We start from the raw sequence: 23,142 nt of genomic DNA on the forward strand, positions 1-23,142 counted from the left end.
AACCTCCTTTTACTATCCAAAATTATTCTAATAAATTTAGATCAGTAATAGTATTTGCTTAAAAATGAAAAGTATGACTAGAGTTGATTTGCAACATCACAATTATTTAATTACACATTGGGTTAAACTGTAAATGAATTTGAAATACAATCTTCAGAAATAATACAAGTTCTGATATGAGACTTTATTATTATATATAAAGAAAATTTTCCTAATTAAATACTCATATTTTTTATTTTAATATTTCCATATGTGTTTTCGGAAGTCTTATAAATAGATTTCTCACACTATATTCAATACAGTTTTTCTCCATGCTGACTTCATCTTTTTCTTTTAAATCTAGGTTCATTCTATAACTTCGGCTAATAATATTAAATGTACCAAGTAAATCAAAAAATCCATACCCTATTTCCCTATTAGGATATCTATATGTCGAGTTACTTCTATCAGCACCCAAAATCAAATATGCTATAACTTTCGCTGAAAACATGGTTTTGTCATTTCCATTAACAACTCCCCACTGCAACAAAAGTGCGCAAGCCCCAGAAATTATCGCAGCAGCCACTGAGCTACCAGAAACAGTTGTAGTTCCCCCTCCTACTTTTGTAGTTAATACATCTATCCCTAAAGTCGCTAAATCTGGGTTATTTATATCTACATTAACATTCGGACCTTTTCCAGATGCTGCGATCAACGCATTATCATTTCCATAATAAGCTATTGTGGCTACTCTCCTGGCTGTAGATGGTACTGTTAGTGTAGTAAATGGGTCTGCTTGAAGAAATCTTGTATTCTCTGGTAATGTTTTCTGCGGCGGCAGCCAAATGTGATATCTTCCATCAGTTATATAATCTCCTCGTAACTGCAATGTCCATATTCCAGCTTTTATGCTATCAAAATTTATGGCTATTGCTTCATGGCCTGTAAAATATTCCGGAACATAATATTTCACAGTCATTCGAGTCTTAAAAAATACAAAATTAACATTTTGTATTTCATTGGCTTTCGCTTTAATGAATTTAGATGATTCTCCATTAGGCGAAATTACATTTATAGATGCCCTATTAGGTTTTATTACCCAAATTGTAAAGGAAAAATATTTCATTTCTTTTGATATCCTCAATTCAATAGAAACTATATCTCCTGTTTGCTTTATAATTCCAGAAGCATGACCTTCCGAAGCGCCTTCATTCCCAACACCAGCAACTGTAATTAGTCCTCTAAGCCTTCCTAGAGATGATATATACCTTGAAATTAAATTATTACCATCATGACTACCTTCTGTTGTTCCAACTCCAATATATATAACCATTGGTCTATTAAGACTTACTGAAGCATTTCTTAAATAATCTATTGCTGCTAATACCTCTGAATCATTATATACTGGTGTATATGGAATACCATTTGCTATGAGCTCTTCCCTGAATTCCATGGACTCATAAAGTTTTACAACCACAAACTCACTTCCAGAAGCTATCCCTTGAACATCGGCATTATACCCCCTTGCTCCAATGATACCGGCCATTTGAGTTCCATGCCCAACTTCATCTCTTGAAGGTACAATTAAATATGGATCCTGTTTATTTCTATAAGCCTTGACTGCATTAGTAATCTCTTCATTATTAAAGGTTTTTCCTATGTAAACTGAGGTATCATCAGAATCAGGAATAGTTTGATCCCAAAGACTTATTATTCTTGAAGTATCATCTTCCCTTATAAATTCTTCATTTAAATAATCTATTCCAGTGTCAACCATGCCTATAAGGACACCTCTACCATTTAAGTCCAAGTAAGGATTAATTTTAATTGCATTTATATTATCTACACTTGACGGAGATATATCTTGTAATACGTACTTACTTCTAGGATCTATGTAAAGAATCGATGGTACATCCTTAGCCAATCTAACTAAATCTTCTGGTGAAGCAGATACAACCGCGATAGTATCAGTAATTACATCTCCACACGCATAAGATACTTTGTCTATTTGACCTCTAAAATCTCCTCTATATTGAACTAAATAATTAGGCATTCCTCCATAATATAAACTACATTTCTTAAAACTAGGCACAGCAGACTCCTTAGTATTACTTATATTTAATAGTATTTAGATAAAGTACAAATTATTCATTATGAAAATATAAATATAATTAAATGGCCCTATTATATTTATAAAAATGCGACCCATACTAATATTTATAAATATTAGTATGGGTCATAAATTTATTAAAAGTATAGATAAGACAATCATAGACTATACTTAGACTATGAAATATCTTCCAACCAGAAATGAGTAATATACTTTTGTGGAATGTTTCATTGGTAATTTTGATGGATGTGATTCTTTGGCTATAAGTTGTTCCAAATGTGCTAGTTCAAAGCTTGTTCTTTGAGGCTAGCACTTTGGATGCAACTTTATAGCCTTAGAATCACCCATCAGAATTGTCCAGAAACTGTAACAAAAGTATGTTATTCATTTCGGTGAGTTATACGCATAAGTATAGATTATAATTAGTTTATTTATATATGTTAATTAGCTAGATTATCACTATTTCTAAATAAAAACTTTACATTAAGCATTTTATGAATTCTACTTAATCCAAGTACCATTAGATCCTAATCTATACCCACCAATAGTGGTATTGTATGCCATAGCTCCATTACTATATAAGTAATAATACTTTCCAGACACATCCTTAATCCATCCTGTTTGCATTCTTCCTTCCGAATCCATATAGTACCAATTACCATTAACTAATTGCCAGCCTGCTTTTTTTGCTCCGTCGCCACCTAAATAATACCATGTACCTCCATAGTTTAACCACCCTGTGGCCATGTTTCCATCTGATTGTAAGTAGTAATTACGTATCCAATTATTTTTTACTGGATTACCCATAGAATCGTTGTATTGCCATCTTCCATTGACCTGTACCCATTGATTTGTCTTAATATTCTTAGTTGGCAATTGTGTACCACTGCTATTAGAATTATTGCTACTTCCACCTCTATAAATGTTCAATGTATATGTTCTCTTATCATCATCATTTTTAACAGTTATCTTTATATCATTCTTTCCTTTATTTAAAGATACTGTTTTTCTAAATTTATCACTTTCATCAACAGTACTTCCATCTATTCTTACTTCATAATCGTCATACTCATCGCTATCACAATCTGGCTTTGCGGTTATTTTAATTTCATCAACAGATCCAGAAACATTCACACTATAATCAGAAGTATTTTTAGAAAAACTCAAATCCCCGTCGCTAAGTGAAATGCTCTTCAAATACACATCTTTATTATCATCTTCATCATCACTAGAAGAACTTGCTGTACACTTCACCCTAATAGTGTATTGACTAGAATATGAATTATCACTGTATTTGACCGTTCCTGGATTATCGTTATATGTTCTTATTGTAAGAACTGTTGTTGATCCTTTGGATAGTTCAATAGTACTGCTTGTTTTTACACCTTTAGTAGAACTTGTTCTTCCTTTAAAGATTCTAACATTACTTGAGTCAGCGCCATTTACACTTATTTTTATTTTACTAGATGAAGTCTTAGCGTAATAAGTTTCATTATTTTTCAACTCATCGTCATCAACTTCATTTTTACTTTTATAATTATCATCACTATAAGTCTTTATTGTGCTTCCGCCTGATGTCTTTAATTTAATGCTTGATAAATCACCTGTTGACGCATAAGCTGTTGTAGTTAAAGTTAAGCTTGTTGCTGGTACAATTGCACTAAAGGCAGTTGCCGCAATTGTTAATGCAACTATTCTTTTAATATTTCTATTCATATTATATCCCCCTAAATTATTGTATTAGCACCAAACAATGCTATTCACTATATAATACAATATCAAATACCATTTATAGTACCTTTTAGTTGGTAAAATAGGATTTTTTTCTTTATATTACATATTTTCTTATTTCAATATGCAATTTTAAACAAATGTATTGTTTTTTAACATTTATATTTCTTTAGGAATTCTTATAAATAATGCTTTTACACTGTATTCAATATACTTATCCCCTTTTTTACAATCTGCCCTTGACTTATTTTCTAGGCCTAGGTCCATTCTATAGCTTCTGCTTATTATATTAAAAGTACCTAGTAAATCAAAAAATCCATATCCAATTTCTCTAGTAGGGTATCTATAAGCCAAATTGCTCCTATCTGCACCAAGCACTAAATAAGCTATGATTTTTGCTGCAAACATAGTTCTATCATTTCCATTAACAATCCCCCATTGCAATAAAAGCGCACAAGCTCCTGCTATTATAGCAGCTGCTACTGAACTGCCAGAAACAGTAGTAGTCTTGCCTCCTATATTCGTTGCTAATATATCTGCCCCCAAAGTAGCTATATCCGGGTTTTCTACATATGTATTAACATTAGGGCCCTTTCCAGATGCTGCAACCAAAGCATTGTCATTTCCATAATAAGCTGTTGTGACTACACTTCGCGCCGTAGATGGTATTGTCAATGTAGTAAATGGATCTGCTTGAAGAAATCTCGTGTTTTCTGGCAATGTTTTTTGTGGTGGAAGCCATATATGATATCTACCATCTGTTATATAATCTCCCCTTAACTGAAAGGTCCATATTCCAGCCTTTATGCTATCAAAGCTAATTGATATGGCTTCATGGCCTGTGAAATATTCAGGAACATAATATTTTACAGTCATTTGAGTTTTAAAAAATACAAAATTAACATTCTGTATTTCATTTGCCTTCGCTTTAATAAATTTTGATGATTCTCCATTAGGCGAAACCACATTTATAGATGCTCTATTAGGTTTTATCAACCAGATTGTGAAAGAAAAATATTTCATCTCTCTAGGTATTCTTAATTCAATAGAAGCCACATCCCCAGTTTGTTTTATGATTCCAGAAGTATGACCTTCTGACGCTCCTTCATTTCCGACACCAGTAACTGTAACAATACCTCTAAGTTTTCCAATAGAAGTTAAATACCTTGAGAGCAGATTATTACCATCATGACTGCCTTCGGTTGTACCTACACCCAGATATATAACCATAGGTCTATTCAGTCTTACTGCAACACTTTGCAAATAATATATTGCTGCTAAAACTTCTGAATCATTATATACTGGTGTATAAGGAATGCCATTTGCCTGAAGCTCGTTTCTAAAATTGATAGATTCAAAAAGCTTAACAATTACAAATTCGCATCCTGATGCAACGCCTTGAACATCAGCATTATATCCTCTTGCACCAATAATACCAGCCATCTGTGTTCCATGTCCAACTTCATCCTTTGATGGGACAATTAGATATGGATCTTGATTATTTCTATAAGCTTTGATTGCATTAGTAATTTCTTCATTGCTAAATGTTCTTCCAATATACACTGATGTATCGGTAGAATCTGGTACTGTCTGATCCCAGAGACTTACAATCCTTGAAGTATCATCCTCTCTTATAAATTCTTCATTTAAATATTCTATTCCGCTGTCAACCATACCTATAAGCACGCCTCTTCCATTTAAGTCTAAGTATGGATTAATTTTGATTGCATTGATATTATCTACACTTGATGGCGAAACCTCTTGTAGTACGTATTTACTTCTAGGATTTACATAAAGAATTGATGGAACATCCTTCATTAAACGGTTTAAATCTTCTGGTGCTATAGAGATTACTGCAATTGTATCAGTAATTTTGTCGCCACAGGCATATGATATGTTATCAATTTGTCCCTGAAAATCTCCTCTATACTGCACTAAATAATTAGGAAATCCAGCATAATATAAATTACATTTTTTAAAACTAGGCACATTAAACTCCTTAGTATTGCTATATCTAATAATATTTCCGTAAAATATAATTTATTCATTTAGTACACATTAATAAAACACAAGCGAATGCATGCTAACCTATACTATTTAAATTTATTTCACTTTCACAAATAAAGTAAAAGGGAGAATTTATAATATATAATTGATTAATTAATATTTATATTTGCATAATAATGCACATTGACTTATACATATATTGACTCAAATATTTAAAAATGATATGTTTATATATAAGATATTAATAATTACAAAATGATATATGTAACGCTTAATCACTTTGAACGGGAGAACCATTTTTTGGGGTGAATCTTATTACACGATAATAAGTAGGGTTAATTTTCTTCAATCCGAATCCGTCAGCTAATCTCGTAAGCGTAGAAGAGAAGTTTTGGTATACTTTGATATTTTTTATGTATGCCTATAAATATTATTGCTTTATAAGCTATAGAGACTTCTCTATAGCTTATTATTTTTTTTATAATTATAAACTTAAACTTAGGACAAACTTTTGAGGCTGGAAAAATATCTTATAGTTAAGAAACTTTTTCCTAACTTCAAGTAATACATTATGATAAAAGGAGAAAGCAATTTAATGAGAGCAAGTAGATGTGAATTAAATAATACTTTTTACGCAAAAATAGATCGGACTAAAATATTAGTAGATTTACCTAACAAGCGAATAAAAATAATTGACTTTAATGCCATATCAATGCAAAACTTGAAAAGAATAATTCACTTTGCATCAAAACAACATTTAAGTAAAATTATTTGTAATTGTGATACTAAATCATTTGAAACTTTTATTAATGCGGGATTCAATTCCGAAGGCAAGATCAATGGATATTTTAAAGGTAACGATGCTTTTTGTATGTCATACTTTATTAATAGCGATAGAAAAGTTTGCAGCAATTTTGCAAGAAAAGAACTATTAATAAAAGAATGTCAGAATGTTAGGAACACATATGCGCATCAAAAAAATAATTTAGGATACCTTATTCGAAACGCAAATAAAAATGATATAAAAGAAATGATAGATTTGTTTTCCACCGTTTTTTTAACTTATCAATCACCTATTTATGATGAAGAATATTTAAAACAAACAATGAATGATAAAGTTCTATACAAAGTTGCCGTATATAATGGAAAAATAATCAGCATAGCTTCAGCGGATATGAATAAAGAAAATTTGAATGCTGAAATAACTGACTGTGCTACTCATCCATCCTATAGAGGCATAGGCATATTATCAAACATTATTTATTCTTTAGAATCAGACTTAAAAACTAAGGGTTTTCTCTGTTTATATAGTTTATCTAGATCAATAAATCCTAGCATTAACTTTGTTCTAAGTAAGCATAATTATAATTTTGCTGGCAGACTAGTAAACAATTGTAATATATGCGGTACCTTTGAAGACATGAACCTTTGGGTAAAAAACATAAATAGTACAAGCTTTTAAATTAGTTTTATTATAGTAAAAAATATTATTTATTTGCATGAAGCAAATAAACAATATTTTTTAATCCCCTCTTTTATCATGCTATTTTGCATATTCATTCAAAATATTATAAGCATATTCTATAATTTCATCACAAGTTATACCTTTTTTCTTAAGCTCAATACACTCAAGAGTACCATACTTCTCTTTAACTTTATTTATAATTTCTCTAGTTAATACTCTTGAATTATTTTTTTCTTCATTGCTATTTCTTCCTTTTAATGCGCCTATCGCCATTAAAGTTCCAGTGATTGCTCCGCATGTACTTCCAATAGTCATGCCTCCTCCAAAAGGACTTGCTATTGCAATTGGAATTTCAGATCCTGTATCCTCATTAAATGCTTTAAGTATAGATTCTGCACAATTATATCCTTCTTTATGAAATTCAATAACTTTCTTCATGTTATATCCCCTCAATCTAGCAAAATAATTATTATTTATAAAATAATAATAATACTACTTAGTATTATGTACTTTATTTTCTTTTGTTTCCTATATAAGAGCCCATTCCTCCTGCAACATTTATAACCTTGAAACCCTGATTTCTTAGATTGTTGCACGTTCTTGCACTTCTTCCTCCTGATTGGCACATTATATAGTATTCTTTGCTTTTATTTAAGTATTTCTCTGGTTCATCTAAAAGTTCTCCCATAGGAATATTTTGGGCACTTTTTATACTTCCACCTTTATACTCATATTCTTCTCTTATATCAATCAATTCAACTTTTCCTATTAGATCATCAATTTCATTTACATTAATAACTCTTCCATCATCTTTTTTTAAAAATTCAAACACTATAACTTCCTCCTAAAATACTTTCCTAATTTCTTATCTCTAATTATCTTTTAATATTTTATTTAAATCCTTAAGTATGATTATTTTGCCTCTTTCTAATTTTATATACCCAAGCTTTTCTAAATTCTTTAGCTTTCTACTTATAACTTCACGAACTGAATCAATTTCAAAAGCCAATTCACTATGAGTCGCATAAATTATTTTGCTTTTCTTGCTTATTAGCAATTTTATAAGCCTTGTTTCAAGGGATTCATGAATAATTTCTTCTTTATTCCCTATGATAGTATTAAACTTATTATACAAATCTTTATATATATATAATAAGAAGTCATTATCACTAATAAAATATTTTTTAACCACTTCAAAAGGAATTATGCATACCTTAGAATCTTGAATTGCCTTACCTGTTATATTTAATGATTCCAAATCTGATAAGCAGCTTAAGGCTTCATGACAAAATTCACCTTGGCTTATATTATAAAGGTTAGTTTCTTCACCATTCTTATTAATTTTTTGTATTTTTATTACACCTTTTATAACAAATAATATCCCTTTACACGCTTTCTCTGTAGCTTCTACATATTCATCAGCATATAAAGTTTTAAAATTAGCTTGTTCGTTTATTACTTCATTATTCTTTTTATTAATCTCATATAACACCGGATATACCTTATATAGAGATTTTATATATTCCAACCTATTCCCACTTGATATTTCAATTCTATTATTCACTTCATCCCTCCTTTATTGTATTATATTCTTTTTTTTAATAAATTTGTGTGACTTAGTCACATAAGAAAAAAATTTGCATTTAAAAAGTGTAGTCATAGCAATATTATGACTACACCAATCTATAACTATATATTATCTACTTTCATAGCTCTCATAGCATTTAAGACTGCAAGCAGTGCAACTCCAACATCACCAAATACCGCTTCCCACATAGTGCCCATACCTACAGCTACAAGCGCCAATATTATCAATTTAATACCTAATGCGAAAACTATATTTTGCATTACTATAGTTCTAGTCTTCTTTGCAATCTTTATAGCTGAAGCTATTTTTGATGGTTCATCTGTCATTATAACTACATCAGCAGCTTCAATTGCTGCATCTGAGCCAACACCGCCCATTGCTATACCTATATCAGCCCTCGCTAGAACTGGCGCATCATTTATTCCATCTCCAACAAATACTATCTTGCCTCTAGGTGATTTTTCCTTAAACAATAGCTCTAGCTCTTCTACTTTTTGATCTGGTAATAGTTCAGCATGAACTTCATCCAAACCTAATTCTTTAGCAATTTTACTTCCAACAGTTTTATTATCACCTGTAAGCATTACTGTCTTCTTAATACCTATTTCTTTTAAAGCTTTTATAGCCTTTAATGAATCTTCTTTTACTTCATCTGAAATAACAATATAACCTGCATATTTCTTTTCTATAGCAATATGGACTACAGTTCCTATTTCATCTACTTTGTTATAAGATATATTCTCCTTATCCATTAACTTGTAGTTTCCAGCAAATACCTCTTTTCCATCTAGAACAACTTTTACGCCGTGCCCTGATATTTCTTCATAACCTTTTATCTTATCTGTAATTATCTCTTTATCATAAGCTCTTAATATAGAAGTTGCTATTGGATGATTTGAGTAATTTTCTGCATAAGCCGCACAAGCTATGAGTTCATCTTTTGAAATATTATTTTCTGGCCTTATTTCTGTCACTTTAAATATTCCTTTTGTAAGAGTTCCTGTTTTATCAAACACAACTGTTTCAACATTATTTAATGCTTCAAGGTAATTCCCACCTTTAACGAGTATCCCATTTTTTGATGCTCCACCTATTCCTCCAAAAAATCCTAGAGGTATAGATACAACTAATGCACATGGACAAGATACAACTAAGAATGCTAATGCTCTATAAATCCACTGTGAGAATGTTGCTCCCTCAATAACAATTGGTGGTATTACAGCTAGTGCTAAAGCTGCAAAAACAACAGCAGGAGTATAATATCTAGCAAACTTTGTTATAAAATTTTCTGTCGGAGCCTTTTTTCCACTTGCATTTTGAACTAAATCCAGTATCTTAGCAACAGTAGAATCTCCAAATTCTTTTTCTACCTTTATTGTTAAAAGTCCATTTTTATTAATTACTCCACTTAAAATACTGTCTCCTACCCCTACTTCTCTAGGAACAGACTCACCTGTCAATGCAGCAGTATCAACCATAGAGTTTCCTTCAATTATTTCACCATCTAATGGCACTTTTTCGCCTGGTTTAACTAATATAATATCTCCAAGCTTAACTTCTTCTGGATCTACTTTTTTGAAATCATTATTTATTTTTAAATTAGCAAAATCCGGTCTTATATCCATAAGTGATGTGATGGATTTTCTAGAGCGATTAACAGCCATATCTTGAAACATTTCTCCTATTTGGTAGAAAAGCATAACTGCAACTCCTTCTGGATATTCGCCTATTGCAAAAGCACCAATAGTTGCTATAGTCATCAAGAAATTCTCATCAAATACTTGACCTTTAGCTATATTTTTTAGAGCTCTTAAGACCACTTCTCCACCTATAAGAATATAGCTTATTAGATATAATAATAATTCTATATAATTTGAAAATTTAAAAATAGTAGCGGCTCCAAAAATTATAGCACCAATAGCTAATCTTATAATTTCCAACTTATCATTATCCTCTTCAACTTTTTCATTCTTGCTCATAGCTCTTCTATCTATTCCATCAATTTCAACAACATTAACATCTGGTTCTATTCTTTTGACAATTCGTTTAACATTATCAATAATGGCATTTTCTTTTGCTGGGTCTTCCATCTCTATAATAAGCTTTGTTGATATAAAGTCCACTAGTGCAGATTTCACACCATCTATATTATTTGATTCCCTTTCGATTTTTGCAGCACAGTTACCACAGCATAATCCTTCAAGTAAAATTTCTTTTTTCAAAATTTTTTCTGTTACCTTTTCTACAACTTTAACATGAGATTCAATATTAGTTACAATGTTAGTTACTGCTCCTATCAGCTCTTCTAATTTATTAACTTCATTTGTTTCTAATATTAAAGTTTTAGTAAGAAAATTTACATTGGCAAAATTAACTCCATCTAATTCATTTATTTTTTGTTCTATTTTAGCTGCACAATTGGCACATCCAAGCCCTTCTAATATAAATTCTTTCTTTACTTTTTTTATATTATCTTTCTTTGATAATTTTGCGTTAACAGGACCACTAGCTATTTTTATATTGCTTGCCATAATGTTTCCCCCAATCTAAAACTTATTTTTTCTCAGATATATGAATCAACCCTTGATCAAAAATACTTTTAACATGTTCATCATCTAGTGAATAGTAGACTACCTTACCATTTCTTTTATATTTCACTAATCTTGCTTGTTTTAAAACTCTTAATTGATGTGAAATAGCAGATTGAGTCATGCCAAGCAATGCTGCTATATCACAGACGCACATTTCAGCCTCAAATAATGCACATAATACTTTTATTCTTGTTGAATCCCCAAGCACTTTAAATAAATCTGCTAAATCATAAAGTGTTTCTTCCTCTGGTATAGATTCCTTAACCTTATTAATTATATCTTCATGAATTATAGTGCAGTTACAAACTTCAATATTATTATTTTCCATACTCTTCACCTCTTCGTTTGAACATATGAATATCTGTTCATATGTTTATTATATTCGACATTACTTTATTTTGTCAATAGAAATGAGAATAATTTTCAGCCTTTCCAATAAAAAAATCACAGGCGACTGTGGAAACAGAGATTTTATTCTTTTTAAAATACCAAAACTATTTAATCAACCTTTTTAAGTCATCCACAGATTTCACTGAAATATAAATTCCTAAAGAATAAAAAAACAATAAGCTCAATACTTATTGTTTACATACTATGCCGAAGTTATATAAAATTATATACTCATATATATCGCAATTTACAATGCTCATTTCACAATTCACAATTACTGCTAAGATTCTTACAATATCTTTAGAATTATGATGACGAATTATTTTTGCAATATATATAATTATTAAAAATTAAATTTATCATTAATAAAGGAACTCGTTGCTAAAGTAAAATTTTGCTTTTTACATTGAATGTATGTAATCTAAATAACAGATGTACTGAGAATAAACTCAGTACATCTGCTTTTATTTATCTTCTATAGTCCTTGTTCATAGCTTTCTATCATTCTTTTTACCATTTCTCCACCAACGCTACCGTTTTGTCTTGAAGAAAGGTTTCCTTTATCCATGCTTTCATAATTGCTTAATCCAACTTCTGAAGCAACCTCTGTTTTTAATCTGTTTAATCCTTGCTTTGCTTCTGGTACCAATGTTCTGTTTGTTCCACTATTTTTTGAAGCCATATAAATCTACCTCCCTTAAATTTTTGATTTTGTTTGGCAGTAATATCTTAACCACTATCACAAAATATAACCTATAAAAATCTTAACAAAACTAGCACAGATGGCTTGTATTACAAATCTTTAACTATTCTTCCTTTGTCTTTATTCTTAGAAAAATAAGTTTTAATTTTTCATGAAATTTATACTACACTCGTTCTTCATTTTTAAATTTTATTATTTTAAATATTGCAGCTCCAAATGCAGCAGATAAAATAGAGGCGATTATAATACTTATTTTAGCCATGGATAAAGCACTTTCCTCTGTAAATGACAAGGATGAAACAAAAAGTGACATAGTAAATCCAATTCCGCCAAGTACACTTGCTCCATATAAATGCCTCTTAGTTACTTTAGATGGCAATTTTGCAATTTTTAATTTCACTAAAATATACGAAGCCCCAAAAATACCAATTTGTTTTCCTATAAATAATCCAAAAATTATACCTAGACTGACTGGATTCATTATTGCTGCTGATAAACTATTAATATCTATAGTTATGCCTGAATTCGCCAATGCAAATATTGGCATAATTATAAATGAAGATAATGGCGTTAGAACATGCTCAAATCTATATAAAATTGATGTTCTAAATCCCTCCATATTTTTTCCTATAGGTAATCCCATTCCAAGTAATACTCCAGCAATTGTCGCATGTACTCCAGATTTTAAGAAACAAATCCATAACGCAATTCCAAAAATAATATATAGCCATTTATTCTTAACATTAAGTTTATTAGCCAAGATAATCGCTAAAAAAATAATCAAACCTAAGATTAATGCAATCCATGAAATTTCACTTGTATAAAATATAGCAATTACTATAATAGCTCCCAAATCATCAACTATAGCTAATGCTGTAAGAAAAATTATTATTCCTTTTGGTGCCTTTTTACCAACCAAAGAAAGTATTCCTAATGCAAACGCAATATCTGTAGCCATTGGAATTCCCCATCCTATTATAGTCGGTTGGTTAAAATTGAATAGCACATAGATTATAGCTGGCACGACCATTCCACCTATAGCTGCTGATACAGGCAATATAGTTTTCTTAAAAGACTTGAGTTCTCCAAATACTATTTCTCTCTTTATCTCCATTCCAACTACCAAAAAAAATATAGCCATCAACCCATCATTAATCCAATGCAAAATTGACATAGATAAAGAAAAATCCTTATACCCAATAGTTATATAAGTATGAATTATATTATTATACATACTAGAAAAATTTGAATTTGCAATTATTATTGCAATAATTGCACAAAACATCAGCACTATTCCACTCGAAGACTCATTCTTAAAGAATTGCAAGAATGGATTTTTAATTTTGTTTTTCATACTTTACTCTCCTTCACATAATTATTTATTCCCCAAAATCAGCAAAAATAAGATATTAATTTAGTCTCTTATTTAACCATTAATTTATTAAAAATCTATACAAAAAAGAGGTGGGAATACTCAAAAAGAGTTTCCCACCCCAGAAACTAAAATTGCTTGAAAGCAAATTATAAAATTTGCCCAACCGTACAACTTAATATATTCATTTATTTCTTATTAATAATTATATCATATATTACTATAATACTCAAGAATGGTAACTAAAATCCACATTTTCTTACTTTAACTAAATTATACTAATATGAACTTTTAATCTGTTACTTAGAAAATGCACCTTTAATTGAACTTAAAAAATCAGAGAACATTTTTTCTAACTTATCAAAAAAACCTTGTGCTTCTTTGCTTGTTAGCTTATCTTTTAATTGATTCGTTACATCGTCCATCTGCGCTTTTAAATTATTATAGTTAAGGTCTAATGAATTTATTTTACTCATTACATCTTTAATTTTAGCTATATCATCATCTGATAAATTGCCTTTATAGTCTTTAACAGCCTTATCTACTATCTTATTTAATTCTTCATCTGTTTTTGGTTTTTCCTTTACTACATCTTTTTTTATGTCATTCATTAAATTACTAGCATCATTTTGCCCTATCTTCTCTGCGATATCTCCTGTAGTAACCAATTCTTCATTAGCTGCTTCTTTTTTATTTTCATCAATCTTTTTTCCTGTACTGCTGTTTTCAAAGCCTTTTAATATTCCTGTAAGTGCAGCAGTTCCTGACACTTTAAATGGCGCAGATGCTTTTACATTGGCATTTTCTACTCCTGCTGTAATCAACGCATTTTTTATCATGCCGTCATTAACCCAAGTAAGATTGTTTGTAGTAACATTTATTCCTCCTTTTTCAGTCGGTTCCACATAAGAACATGATATTGCTTTATTACCAAGTTGAGCTTCTGTTGCAACTTTACCTAAATATGAATGTTCTTCCTTTGATGTTACCTCTAATACATTAGCATCACTTTTTGTTACTTCAAAATATTTTAACATTTCTGCCTTTTGAGCATCGCTTAAATCAGCTCCTAACGTAACAGATTTAAATGAATCTGCAAACGCCTGTCTTCCTGTAACTGAAGTAAAAAACAAACTCAAAGTTAAAGATGAAATAATTGCTTTTGATATAAATGATTTGAATTTCATATTTTCTATTCTCCTTATATTATTATGCTATAAATTATGTCCAAAGATTAAATTCCTTTATTCCCGTCCATTATAGCACAAAAATAATTAAGTTTTATTTATTATTATATTACTTTTATATTAATATTTTAGTATGCAATAAAGAATTCTCTCCAGGTCTTTTGGAGAGAATTCCATTATATTTATTCAATTTTATACCGTAAGCATATTACCTTTACTAAACTTCAAGAATAAGTACTTGATATCCTTGCAATATGATTTTATTCTTATCTTTCTTTATTTCTTCACAATTATTGATTAACACTTTAACATATTGTTTATCTAACTCAATAATCCGCTCTTCCTTTTGGTAATTTGCAAGTATCATTAATTTCTTAGATTCTCCTTGTCTATAAAAAGCAAACAAGTTATCATATTCTTCAAATGTCGGTACGAATTCTCCGTATACTAGGGCATCTTTAAATTCTTCTGACTTTCTTAAATTTATGAGCTTCTTATAAAAATTTAATACTGATTCCTCATCTTCAATTTGTGAATTTGCATTAATAACTTTATAATTTTCATTAACTTTAAGCCAAGGCCTGCCAGTTGTAAAGCCTGCATTTTCACTTCCACTCCACTGGAACGGTGTTCTAGCATTGTCTCTGCTAAATATATTTATAATTTCTAGTGCTTCTTCATTACTATATCCTTTTTCAATAGCTACATTATATTGATCTATTGTTGCAATATCGTCAAATTCTTTTATGGAATTGAATTTGTTATTTGTCATTCCAATCTCTTGCCCCTGATAAATAAACGGTATTCCTCTAAGCATAAGCGATATTGCCCCAAGCATTTTCTTGCTTCTATCATTTAAGTCTTGTTCAGGAATATATCTACTTACGCCTCTCGGCTCATCATGATTTTCAATAATATTAGCCTTAAAGCCTACTCCACTTGCCTCTAATTGACTGTTAAAAATAGCTTTTCTTAACTCGTTAATTGAAAAAGGTTTATTATCATACCAACCAAATTCACTTTTTCCCAAGACTTCCATCTCAAAATCGAAAATAGAAGAGAAGTATCCGTCTTCACCTATAAATTTATCAAGTTCTCCTTCTTTTCTGTTGAAAACTTCTCCAACTGTAAATGCATCAAATTTTTCGAAGGTTTTCTCTTTTAACTCATGTAACATGTTCCCTACGCCTTCTGCTGCTTCTAGCATTCTATCTATACTGCAAAGTCCATCTTCTCTATCAGCTGGAAAGTCTTGAAATCTTAAATCCTTTTTTATGTTAATAATGGCATCAATTCTGAAACCTGCTAATCCTTTTTCAAGCCACCAGTTAACCATCTTAAATATTTCATTTTTTAGTTTCGGATTTTCCCAATTTAAGTCTGGCTGCTCTTTTGCAAATAAATGCAGATAATATTTATTGGTATTAGGTATCTTTTCCCATACGCTTCCGCCAAAGTAAGAGCGCCAATTACAAGGAGGATTATCACCTTTACCTTCACGAATATAGAAATAATCTGCATATTCTCCTTCTGGATCATCCAATGATTTCTTAAACCACTCATGCTTATCTGAGCAGTGGTTGACTACTAAATCCATTAATATATACATGTTTCTTTTTTTTGCTTGCCTTAGAAGTTCATCCATATCCTCCATAGTTCCAAACCTTGGATCAATATTATAATAATCAGATATATCATAACCTTGATCTACTAAAGGAGAACAATAAATTGGTGATAGCCAAATTATATCCACTCCCAGGTCTTTTAAATAATCAAGCTTACTGATAATCCCCTTTAAATCACCTATTCCATCTCCATTTGAATCACAAAAACTTTTTGGATATATTTGATATGCTACCTTGTCATGCCACCATTTCTTCATAACGTAAAACCTCCTAAATTAGTATTGAATATATTTATCTTGCTGGATTAGCTATAAACGCCTTGCCATTTATAACTTCCACTGTTTCTCCATTTATGACTAACGTTTTCTTATTTAAATTGTGAACGATGAATTCTATATTTTCATATTTGTCATCATATCTATAATTTATCAAGTCAATTTTTATTTCGATTTTCTCCTTATTGACTACTTTAATTTTATAATTATTAAATTCTCCTAATTCATATTTAAAACTTTCTCCATCATCAACATAGTGATTATATTCGGTATCAGAATTATCATTAGATAGATAAACTTCTATAGTTAATGAATTAGACTGTTTTTCACCAATATAATTTTGTACTTGCCCTACTGGAATTGATGTTCCTCCTTTAATAAATATCGGACATAGGTCTAACGGAGTTTTTTTAATTATATATTGTCCACCTTTATATTCTTCTTTTGTCCAATAATCTATCCAATTCTCCCCTTCAGGAAGATATATGCTTCTAGCTTTTAATCCTTGCTCAACAACTGGTGCAACTAAAATATTATCTCCACAAAGGAACTCATCATTAATTTCATAAGTATTTTTATCACTCTGATAATTAAATAAAAGCGGCCTTATAAGTGGTGCTCCATTCTTACTACACTCCCACATCATGTCGTATATATATGGAATTAGCTTATATCGTAATTTTATATACTTCTTATTGATTTCCTCAGTATCTTTATCAAATGCCCAGGGTTCTTGATCTCTTGTTCCCATAGAAGAATGATTTCTAAAAAGTGGAGTAAATGCTCCAACTTGAACCCATCGACTTAATAATTCTCCAGTACAATCGTATCCAAATCCTCCTACATCAGTTCCACAAAAAGCCATCCCACTAAGTCCTAGATTCATAAGCATTGGAATTGACATTCTTAAGTGCTCCCATGTACTTTGATTGTCTCCTGTCCACACAGTTGAGTATTTTTGAGTTCCTGCATAACACGCTCTTGTTACTACAAAAGGTCTCTTCCCAGTTGCTTTTTTAACTCCATCATAAGTAGCCTTAGCCATCATATGGCCATATACATTATGAGCTTCTTTATGATTAACTGTAATTCCATCATTATTAAACATGACATCATCTGGTAACGGCCCTCTAAAGCTTGCAGGTTCATTCATGTCATTCCAGATTCCACTCACACCTGAATCTATCATTATCTTTTGATTTCCTGACCACCAATCTCTAACCTTTGAATTTAAAAAATCAGGATAAACAGCATCTCCTGGCCAAACTTCATTTACATATGTTATACCTGATTTGTCTGTTGCAAAATACCCTTTTCTGAGCCCTTCGTCATAGATCTTATATCCTTTATCAACTTTAACTCCTGGGTCTATTATAGTTACCACTTTAAATCCCATGTTATTTAATTTTTTAATCATTACTTCTGGATTCTGAAATTTTTCATTATCCCACGTAAATACCCTATAGCCATCCATATAATCTATATCTAAATATAATGTATCGCAAGGTATCTCCTTTTCTCTAAGAGTGCTTGCAATTTCCATGAGTCTTTCTTCTGAGTCATAAGACCATCTGCATTGCTGATAACCAAGAGTCCATATTTGTGGTAAAGGAATATTCCCAGTAATTTCAGTATATCCTTTGATAACATTTTTAACTGATGGACCATAAATAAAATAATAATCTAAATTCCCATCAACTGCAGCGAAATAATAATATTCAGAATTATCTTTTCCCATGTCAAAATGAGTCTCAAAATGGTTGTCAAAAAATATTCCAAATGCATTATCTTTACTCAACCCAACAAAAAATGGAATTGACTTATAAAGCCTATCAAATGTTTCTCCATGGGGCTTTGGATTATCTGTATTCCAATTTACATAATGATATCCTTTCTTATTTAAATGCCCTGTCTTCTCTCCAAAACCATAGAAATACATTTCTTCTTCCATTCTTTTTGAAACATATACCTTGTAATCAGATTCTTCCCTAAGAGAATGCCCTTCTGATTCTGCAAGCATATAATCACCATATCTTCTTTTAAAAGGCTTACTTTCACCTCTATAATCTGCGCAGAGCAATGTTCCTTTCTTGTCATAAATATCTACTTTAAATTCATCATAAATCTTGCAAACTAATTTTTCTGTGGTTACCTGAATTCCATTTGTTATATTTTCAACCTGAAAATCATAATAATCATCTTTTAAATTTTCAACTGCTTTAGAATTTCTTTCCTCCCTATGTAAAGGCACAAAGAAATTAATTATATACGAATTCAATACTTTTATAAAAACAGCTTTCTCTTGGAATCTAATATTGATTACGTTATTTTCGATTTTATGATTTAGCATTTTACCAAATTTCATTTTTTCTTCCTGATATTTTCCCATACACTAGTACCTCCATTGTTTCAACATTTTCTAAAAATGCTTTTATTCCCAAAAATCCACTTAAGATTTTCATTAATAATATCTTTTACTTCGACTATCTATTATTTTATAAATTTATTACTTATTTAATTGCGCCATCTACTATACCTTTAATTATCTGCTTTTGAGCAAATAAGAATAAGATGATAATTGGTATCATTGCTAAAAATGCAGCTGAAAGAATTAAGTCCCATTGCTTTACGTAGGATCCTACAAAGGCACTTACTGCTACTGGAAGAGTTTTTATTTTACCATTTAACCCAAGCATTAATGATGGTAATAGATAATCATTCCATATCCAAATTCCATTTAAAATCAAAATTGTCATTTGAACCGGCTTTAATAGAGGAAAAATGATTCTAAAGAAAGTTCCTTCTGGGCTGCAGCCATCAATCCATGCTGCTTCTTCTAATTCACGTGGAATTCCTTTTATAAAACCATGAAGTATAAATACGGACATGCTTCCACCAAATCCTAGGTAAGCAAATATGACACCTTGATAACTTTGCAGCATTTGAATTCCCAGAAAATTAGATATATTTCTGAATGTGGAAAGTAAAGGGAGCATAACAACTTGGAAAGGTATAACCATAGCTGCCACAAGAAGCATAAAAATAAATCCAGACCATTTTCTCTTATTTCGGCAAAGTACCCATGCTGTCATGGATGAAAAAAGAGACAATAGAGCCAACGAAACGATTGTAATAAATAATGAACTAAAAAAAGATTTCCAATAATTAAAGCTATCGTTGTGTATTACATTTTTAAAGTTTGTTAACATCTGTCCCCATTTATTAGGAATAGAAAGAGGGCTGATTACAATATCTGCACTTGTTTTAGCTGAATTTAAAATCACTAAAATAAATGGTGAAAGAATTATAAGAGCAAGTATAATTCCAATAATCTCTCCAATCATACTTCTTGTTTTTATCGACTTCATTATACTTCTACCTCCTTCTTCTTACTTATATATACCTGAGTTAATGATACAACTGCCAATATAATAAAGAATACAACCGCCTTAGTTTGTCCAAGAGCATATTGATTTTTGCCAATTGCAGTATTATAAATATTAAGAGCTAAAAACTCTGTTGATTGAACAATATTTCCATTTAAAATTCTACTAGGAGCACCATTAGTTATTGCTAAATTTAAATCAAACTGCTTAAACGAATTAACCAATGTTAGAAATATACAAACTGTAAATGTATTAGCAATCATTGGAATCTTAATTTTAAACAGTGTAACCCAGCCGCTTGCACCATCTACACTAGATGCCTCAAGAATATCTTGAGGAACATTTTGTAATCCTGTAACATAAATCATCATAATGTACCCTGCATATTGCCAAGTGCTAACTATTAAAATTGCCATCAATGCTAAATTAGGGTTTGTAAGCATAGACGCACTACCATTTATTACGACTGTGAATACCTTATTAAAAATAAACTGCCACACATAACCAAGTACAATTCCTCCAATTAAATTTGGTATAAAGAAAGCTGCACGATAAAAATTCTTTCCTTTTACTTTTGATGTGCAAAATAATGCTAATGCAAACGCTGCCGAATTTACAAGAATCATATTAACAACTGTAAAAATAAAAGTTACTATAAATGAATATACGTAGTCCTCAGATTTAAACATACTGATATAATTGCCTAATCCAACAAATTCCGTAAACTTAATCCCATTCCAGTTAGTAAAGGAATAAAAAACACCGCATACAAATGGTATTAACACAGTTATAAAAAATGCAAATAGCAATGGAAATAGAAATAGCATATTAATTATCATTCTATGCTTCTTAGTTGGAAAACTATATAAGCCTAAAATCACTAATAAAGCACCTACAATTAATATAGTTCCACGTATCGTGTTTTTACTACCCATAATATCTAGATATAGTGCAAAAGCCATGGCTAAAATGCCAAACAACATTACTCCGATTGAAAGCAATCTTTTTATATTTGTATTCATGCTTTTTCCTCCTAAACTTGAATGATTATTATAATCATTGTTGTAATTGCCCATACTTTGCGCTTATGCTTTCCCCCCTTTTAATATTTCACCTGTACGAAAAATAGAATTAATATAGGCTACTCTATTTGCAAGTAACCTATATAATTTATACTACAGTTATTATTTTGCCATATAATCTGCAACTGCTTTCTTCATTGCTTTTGTAAATCCATCTTTATCTAATTGGCCTTTAGCATATAATTCAAAAACAGGTCCTGTAGAATTCATTGCAATACCATCTTTCATATGTGTCCAATCCCATGCATAAGTTTGATTATTTTTAATATAATTGCTCTCGCTCTTTGCTAAAGGTAAGTCTGGTTCAATAGTGCTTGTCTTAAATGGTGAAACCATTCCACTATCTTTTATCAAACATTTTTGCCCTTCTTCTGTAGAGACAAAAGCTTTAAGAAATTCTTTGCACGCATCTATTTTTTTACTATCTTTATAAATCCCCCAATAAGCTGGCGCATCTGCTAAAATACCTGGGGTATCTTTTGTAGTAAATGCTGGTGGCGCAATTCCGCAATCAAACTTCACATCATATGTTGCTAAAGAAGGATCTATCCAATTTCCTTGAGTAATAAAAGCTGTTTTTCCCTTTGCCCATAATGCTAACTGATCATCGTAAGTACCTGATATTAAAACAGTCTTGTCTGCATAATCAAATAATAATTTTACATAATCCGCAAATTCCCCAAAACGATCATCGTCTAATTGTCCTTTATTCAACATATCAATATATTTTTTATCTTTTCTATCTAGTCCTTCTGATAAATAAGCCCCCATGATATGATTACCAGTTGACCAATACATTTGTCCTGATTCTGCTGCTACTGATGCAACCGCTTGAATACCTAGCTGATCTTTCATTCCATCAATTTTTTTGAACGCTTCTTTATAAGCATTGATGTTTGTTAAAGTCTTTGGATCAATCCCAGCCTTCTTCAATATATCCGCATTATACACTAATCCAATACCTTCAATTGCAAATGGAAATCCATATACCTTACCGTCATCACCCTTAAATGCAAAATCAGTATCTTTTATCCATGCTTGATCACTTAAGTCTGTTAAATAATCTTTAAATGAAACATACGAATCTGGTCCAAACGCATATATATCTGGCATATTTCCTGCTGCTAAATAATTCTTTAACTGTCCATTAACATCTACTCCACCTCCAAGAGATTCAATATCTACCTCTTGTCCAGTTTTCTCCTGATATTTTTTTGCAAATTCTTTTAGTGGCTTATCAATCTCAATTTTAGTATTTACGAAGCGAATTGCTTCACTATTCCCAGTTGATGTTTTAGAATCAGAACTAGCTTGACTCGAGCTACTTCCACAGCCTGATAAAGAACCAATTACCATAGTACTTGCAAGTAATGCTGCTAACACTTTTTTCCTCATATCTTTTCACCTCATATACATTTATTTAGATTAATATGATTTATATTTATATTATTATGCCTATCTTCGAGTCATTATGTTTAGCGCTAAACTATATGATAAGATTAACATTGTTTCTTTTTTCTGTCAATCGTTTTCATAGGCATTTTTACCTCAATTATCTACATTTTTTATATTTAATACTATATATAGCTAATTTAATAGCTTAAGAATTCTTAGTACTTTTCTTTTGTTTATTCAAGCATTTAACATTTCG

The 23,142-nt window shown here is 30.6% G+C and carries 17 protein-coding genes, 1 riboswitch and 1 other annotated feature; of the genes, 1 reads left to right on the forward strand and 16 read right to left on the reverse strand.

All coding sequences use genetic code 11. From position 1 onward, the window contains the following. Positions 1–232: 232 nt before the first annotated feature. The 3 genes from L1S46_RS16775 to L1S46_RS16785 all read right to left on the reverse strand — a co-directional run bounded on the left by L1S46_RS16775 (position 233) and on the right by L1S46_RS16785 (position 5,809). Positions 233–2,071, reverse strand: coding sequence for a S8 family peptidase (locus L1S46_RS16775; RefSeq protein ID WP_238900478.1), 1,839 nt, complete (start codon positions 2,069–2,071; stop codon positions 233–235). Positions 2,072–2,590: 519 nt separating this feature from the next. Beyond that, the gene (locus tag L1S46_RS16780) at positions 2,591–3,805 is read right to left on the reverse strand and encodes a cadherin-like beta sandwich domain-containing protein (RefSeq protein ID WP_238900479.1); all 1,215 of its coding nucleotides are present in this window, start codon (positions 3,803–3,805) and stop codon (positions 2,591–2,593) included. 174 nt (positions 3,806–3,979) lie between these two features. After that, a complete protein-coding gene (locus tag L1S46_RS16785) occupies positions 3,980–5,809 on the reverse strand; it encodes a S8 family peptidase (protein WP_077831486.1) in 1,830 nt (609 codons plus the stop codon). Between the two features lie 276 nt (positions 5,810–6,085). Further along, positions 6,086–6,220, forward strand: a riboswitch (cyclic di-AMP (ydaO/yuaA leader). Positions 6,221–6,422: 202 nt separating this feature from the next. Here L1S46_RS16785 and ablB point away from each other — a divergent pair. Then, on the forward strand, positions 6,423–7,289 hold the full coding sequence (gene ablB, locus L1S46_RS16790; RefSeq protein WP_023976251.1) for a putative beta-lysine N-acetyltransferase: 867 nt from the start codon (positions 6,423–6,425) through the stop codon (positions 7,287–7,289). An 81-nt stretch (positions 7,290–7,370) separates the two neighbouring features. Here the strand turns inward: ablB and L1S46_RS16795 are convergent, their stop codons facing one another. The 13 genes from L1S46_RS16795 to L1S46_RS16855 all read right to left on the reverse strand — a co-directional run bounded on the left by L1S46_RS16795 (position 7,371) and on the right by L1S46_RS16855 (position 22,886). Further along, positions 7,371–7,730, reverse strand: a complete 360-nt coding sequence (locus L1S46_RS16795; RefSeq protein ID WP_077831485.1) for a C-GCAxxG-C-C family protein — start codon at positions 7,728–7,730, stop codon at positions 7,371–7,373. A 73-nt stretch (positions 7,731–7,803) separates the two neighbouring features. Continuing rightward, positions 7,804–8,124, reverse strand: a complete 321-nt coding sequence (locus L1S46_RS16800) for a rhodanese-like domain-containing protein (RefSeq protein ID WP_011968783.1) — start codon at positions 8,122–8,124, stop codon at positions 7,804–7,806. A 39-nt stretch (positions 8,125–8,163) separates the two neighbouring features. Then, the gene (locus L1S46_RS16805; RefSeq protein ID WP_011968782.1) at positions 8,164–8,856 is read right to left on the reverse strand and encodes a Crp/Fnr family transcriptional regulator; all 693 of its coding nucleotides are present in this window, start codon (positions 8,854–8,856) and stop codon (positions 8,164–8,166) included. Between the two features lie 125 nt (positions 8,857–8,981). Next, on the reverse strand, positions 8,982–11,411 hold the full coding sequence (locus L1S46_RS16810; RefSeq protein WP_238900480.1) for a heavy metal translocating P-type ATPase: 2,430 nt from the start codon (positions 11,409–11,411) through the stop codon (positions 8,982–8,984). A gap of 22 nt (positions 11,412–11,433) precedes the next feature. Beyond that, positions 11,434–11,799 carry a metalloregulator ArsR/SmtB family transcription factor gene (locus L1S46_RS16815; RefSeq protein ID WP_011968780.1) on the reverse strand — a complete coding sequence of 122 codons (366 nt, stop codon included), beginning with the start codon at positions 11,797–11,799 and terminating at the stop codon, positions 11,434–11,436. A gap of 537 nt (positions 11,800–12,336) precedes the next feature. Further along, the gene (locus L1S46_RS16820) at positions 12,337–12,543 is read right to left on the reverse strand and encodes an alpha/beta-type small acid-soluble spore protein (protein WP_011968779.1); all 207 of its coding nucleotides are present in this window, start codon (positions 12,541–12,543) and stop codon (positions 12,337–12,339) included. 184 nt (positions 12,544–12,727) lie between these two features. Next, positions 12,728–13,918 (reverse strand): Na+/H+ antiporter NhaA, encoded by a 1,191-nt coding sequence (gene nhaA, locus L1S46_RS16825; protein WP_238900481.1) that lies wholly within the window; start codon positions 13,916–13,918, stop codon positions 12,728–12,730. 128 nt (positions 13,919–14,046) lie between these two features. Continuing rightward, positions 14,047–14,104 (reverse strand) — a sequence feature (sodium ion sensor (DUF1646 type); this cis-regulatory element may regulate processes involved in with the transportation of sodium ions). A 131-nt stretch (positions 14,105–14,235) separates the two neighbouring features. Then, entirely contained in the window at positions 14,236–15,123 is an 888-nt protein-coding gene (locus L1S46_RS16830; protein WP_017211448.1) for a DUF1002 domain-containing protein, read from the reverse strand. A 217-nt stretch (positions 15,124–15,340) separates the two neighbouring features. After that, entirely contained in the window at positions 15,341–17,005 is a 1,665-nt protein-coding gene (locus L1S46_RS16835; RefSeq protein ID WP_238900482.1) for an alpha-glucosidase, read from the reverse strand. A 34-nt stretch (positions 17,006–17,039) separates the two neighbouring features. Then, positions 17,040–19,412, reverse strand: coding sequence for a glycoside hydrolase family 31 protein (locus L1S46_RS16840; protein WP_238900483.1), 2,373 nt, complete (start codon positions 19,410–19,412; stop codon positions 17,040–17,042). Positions 19,413–19,533: 121 nt separating this feature from the next. Continuing rightward, a complete protein-coding gene (locus L1S46_RS16845) occupies positions 19,534–20,391 on the reverse strand; it encodes a carbohydrate ABC transporter permease (protein ID WP_077868650.1) in 858 nt (285 codons plus the stop codon). Continuing rightward, positions 20,391–21,431 (reverse strand): sugar ABC transporter permease, encoded by a 1,041-nt coding sequence (locus tag L1S46_RS16850; protein WP_238900484.1) that lies wholly within the window; start codon positions 21,429–21,431, stop codon positions 20,391–20,393. The genes L1S46_RS16845 and L1S46_RS16850 overlap by 1 nt, the downstream gene beginning before the upstream one ends. A gap of 162 nt (positions 21,432–21,593) precedes the next feature. Beyond that, positions 21,594–22,886 (reverse strand): extracellular solute-binding protein, encoded by a 1,293-nt coding sequence (locus tag L1S46_RS16855; protein WP_238900485.1) that lies wholly within the window; start codon positions 22,884–22,886, stop codon positions 21,594–21,596. Between the last annotated feature and the right edge of the window lie 256 nt (positions 22,887–23,142).

Source organism: Clostridium sp. YIM B02500, from assembly GCF_022324665.1.
In the GTDB taxonomy this organism is placed as follows: Bacteria; Bacillota; Clostridia; order Clostridiales; family Clostridiaceae; genus Clostridium; species Clostridium beijerinckii.